Genomic DNA, 2,936 nt, shown 5'->3' on the forward strand with positions numbered 1-2,936 from the left:
GCGGCTCCCCGCACCGGGGAGCCCGGCGCGACGAGCACCACCTGGCGCTCCTCGATCCAGGTGAGTCCGACGAGCCTGGTCCGCTCACCACGCGAACGGGCCCACAGGGCAGGCACGTTGCCGCCCTCGCGGAACAGTCCGGGCAACGCGTGGGTGAAGTGGGTGGCGCGGTCGGCGCCGGGCTCGGCGTCCTGGAGGGAGCGGACGGCGATGCCGTCGGACGCGAACTCCCCTTCCAGCCAGCCGCGGTCGGCGSCGACCGCGCCACCCACTTCACCCACGCGTTGCCCGGACTGTTCCGCGAGGGCGGCAACGTGCCTGCCCTGTGGGCCCGTTCGCGTGGTGAGCGGACCAGGCTCGTCGGACTCACCTGGATCGAGGAGCGCCAGGTGGTGCTCGTCGCGCCGGGCTCCCCGGTGCGGGGAGCCGCCGCGCTCCGCGGGTTGCGGCTCGCACTGCCCCGGCACCCGGTCCCCATCGACTTCTGGCGGGCCATGGCCCTGCGCGGCTTCGAAGGGGCCCTGGCCTCCGCCGGGTTCGGCCTCGACGACGCCCGCCTCGTCGACGTACCCGCCGACGGACATCGGGGCCAGTGGGCCGCCGAACTCGACGCCCTGCGCCGGGGCGACGTCGACGCTGTCTACGTGAAGGGCGCGCTCGCCGTCGAGGCGGCCCGCCGGTGGCGGTGGGCACGGGGCAGCGGGTGAACCAGAGGGTGTCGGGAACGGGGGCAGGCGTYATGGAGGCTTCCCGCGATGTCGAGCTGGTCGGCGTTCATCGCCTGGGCGGCGGGCGCGAAGGGCCCGGCGCTGCCGGTCCACGCCACCTTGGCGCCGACGGCCGCGAGCGCACCGGCCGGAGAGAAGCCGGTGGACGACCCCGGCACCGCCGGACTCGTCAGCCCCCGGCCCCACGTCCGCCGCGCCCGCTCCCGTACCCGTTCCCTCACCGTCCGCGCACTCGGCCCCGTCGCCCTGCTCGGCCTCTGGTGGGCCTCCTCCGCGACCGGCCTCCTCACCGCCTGCGGCCCTCCTCACCGCCTGCGGCGGGAGCCCCGCCGCCGACTCGGCCGTCGGCCCGGCCTCCGGGAACGGGAAGGGCGGAGCGAAGGGCACCGTCACCCTCCGCATCCCGGACCCCGGGAACGCCGGCGTCCTCGCCCGCGGCAAGAAGGACGGCAGCCTCGACAAGGCGCTCGCGGCCGTCGGCGCCAAGGTGGCGTGGACCGGCAGCGCCGGGCCCTTCGCGCCCGCCGCCCAGGCGATGAACGCCGACCAGCTCGACATCGCGACCGGCTCGATCACCTCCGGCATCACCTCCCTGTCGCAGAGCCCCGGCTTCGCCTTCTTCACCGCCACGGCCCCCGACCCCGTCGGCGAGGGCATCCTCGTCCGCGAGGGCTCGGACATCGACTCCGTCGAGGACCTCGTCGGCCGCAAGGTCGCCGTCAACAAGGGCGGCACCGGCGAGTACCTGCTGCTCAAGGCCCTCGCGAAGGCCGGCGTCCCCGCCGACCGGGTCGAGCGCGTCTATCTGCGGCCCGACCAGACCGCCGCCGTCTTCAACGCCGGCCAGGTCGACGCCTGGGCCGTCTGGTCCACCTACGCCGTCGCCGAGATCGGCGCGGGCAAGGCCCGCTTCCTCACCGACGGCGCCGCCATCGGCTCCGACAACTACAGCCTCAACGCCGTCCGTTCGGGCTTCGCCAAGGAGCATCCCGAGGTCGTCCGCGCGCTCTACGACTACCTCCACGAGAACAGCGCGAAGGAGCGGAAGGACCCGGCCGCCTACCTCAACGTCTTCACCGACGCCGGGCCCACCGCCGTCAACGGCAAGGCCCGCGAAGTCCAGATCTCCTTCGTCGGCAAGGGCGGCACCGTCGACCCGATCCGCCCGGCGGACATCAAGCGCTTCGAGACGGTCGCCCGGTTCTACGCCGACCAGAAGGTCACCCCGAACAAGGTCGACATCGCCGCCCACCTCCTCGACGTGGAGAAGCTGTCATGACGGCACCGACCACGGCCACGGCTACGACCACAACGACGGCCACGGCCACGACCACGGCTTCGACCACGGCCACGGCCACCGCCCCCGACGTCCCGCCCGCACCGGCCGGAGAGAAGCCGGTGGACGACCCCGGCACCGCCGGACTCGTCAGCCCCCGGCCCCACGTCCGCCGCGCCCGCTCCCGTACCCGTTCCCTCACCGTCCGCGCACTCGGCCCCGTCGCCCTGCTCGGCCTCTGGTGGGCCTCCTCCGCGACCGGCCTCCTCACCCCCGACGTGCTAGCCTCGCCCGCCCAGGTCATCGGCGCCGTCGGAGAACTCTGGGGGAACGGACAGCTGCCCGACGCGCTCGCCACCTCCCTCACCCGCTCGGGGATCGGGCTGGTCATCGGTCTCGCCGCCGGACTGACCCTCGGCATCACCACCGGCTTCACCCGGCTCGGCGACGAACTGCTCGACTCCTCCCTCCAGACCCTCCGCACGATCCCGTTCCTCTCCCTCGTGCCCCTCTTCATGGTCTGGTTCGGCATCAACGAGACCGCGAAGATCCTGCTCATCGCGGTCGCCACCACCTTCCCCATGTACGTGTCCACCAGCGGGGGCGTCCGCAACACCGACCGCAAACTCGTCGAGGCCATGCGGAGCTTCGGTCTCGGCCGCCTCGCGATCGTCCGCCAGGTGGTCCTCCCCGGAGCCCTGCCCTCCCTCCTCGCCGGGCTGCGGCTCTCGATGACGCTGAGCGTCATCGCCCTGATCGCCGCCGAGGAGATCAACGCCACCGAGGGCATCGGCTATCTGATGTCACAGGCCCAGAGCTATGCCCGGACCGACATCCTCGCCGTCTGCATCCTCGTCTACGGGCTCCTCGGGCTCACCGCGGACGTCCACGTCCGCGGTGAGCCCGAGGAGCCCGTAGACGAGGATGCAGAC

Annotated in this window: 1 protein-coding gene and 4 pseudogenes; 3 read left to right on the forward strand and 2 right to left on the reverse strand. The window is 73.3% G+C overall.

Going from position 1 to position 2,936, the window contains the following annotated elements:
- A pseudogene (locus EAO70_RS08550) lies at positions 1-272 on the reverse strand (ABC transporter substrate-binding protein); the annotation flags it as partial.
- On the opposite strand from EAO70_RS08550, the pseudogene EAO70_RS08555 reads away from it, so the two are divergent.
- Positions 159-680, forward strand: a pseudogene (locus EAO70_RS08555) (ABC transporter substrate-binding protein); the annotation flags it as partial. The pseudogenes EAO70_RS08550 and EAO70_RS08555 overlap by 114 nt on opposite strands.
- Positions 681-751: 71 nt before the next feature.
- Here EAO70_RS08555 and EAO70_RS39035 read toward each other — a convergent pair.
- Positions 752-850 (reverse strand): annotated as a pseudogene (locus tag EAO70_RS39035) (ABC transporter substrate-binding protein); the annotation flags it as partial.
- A gap of 161 nt (positions 851-1,011) precedes the next feature.
- Between EAO70_RS39035 and EAO70_RS08570 the strand changes: the two are divergent.
- Together EAO70_RS08570 and EAO70_RS08575 are read left to right on the forward strand one after the other, a co-directional pair.
- Positions 1,012-2,007: pseudogene (locus tag EAO70_RS08570) on the forward strand (ABC transporter substrate-binding protein); the annotation flags it as partial.
- Positions 2,004-2,936 (forward strand): ABC transporter permease (locus EAO70_RS08575; RefSeq protein ID WP_148002410.1); only part of this gene is annotated, 933 nt, incomplete at its 3' end. The pseudogene EAO70_RS08570 and the gene EAO70_RS08575, both read left to right, overlap by 4 nt.

Source organism: Streptomyces sp. adm13(2018), from assembly GCF_008042145.1.
In the GTDB taxonomy this organism is placed as follows: Bacteria; Actinomycetota; Actinomycetes; order Streptomycetales; family Streptomycetaceae; genus Streptomyces.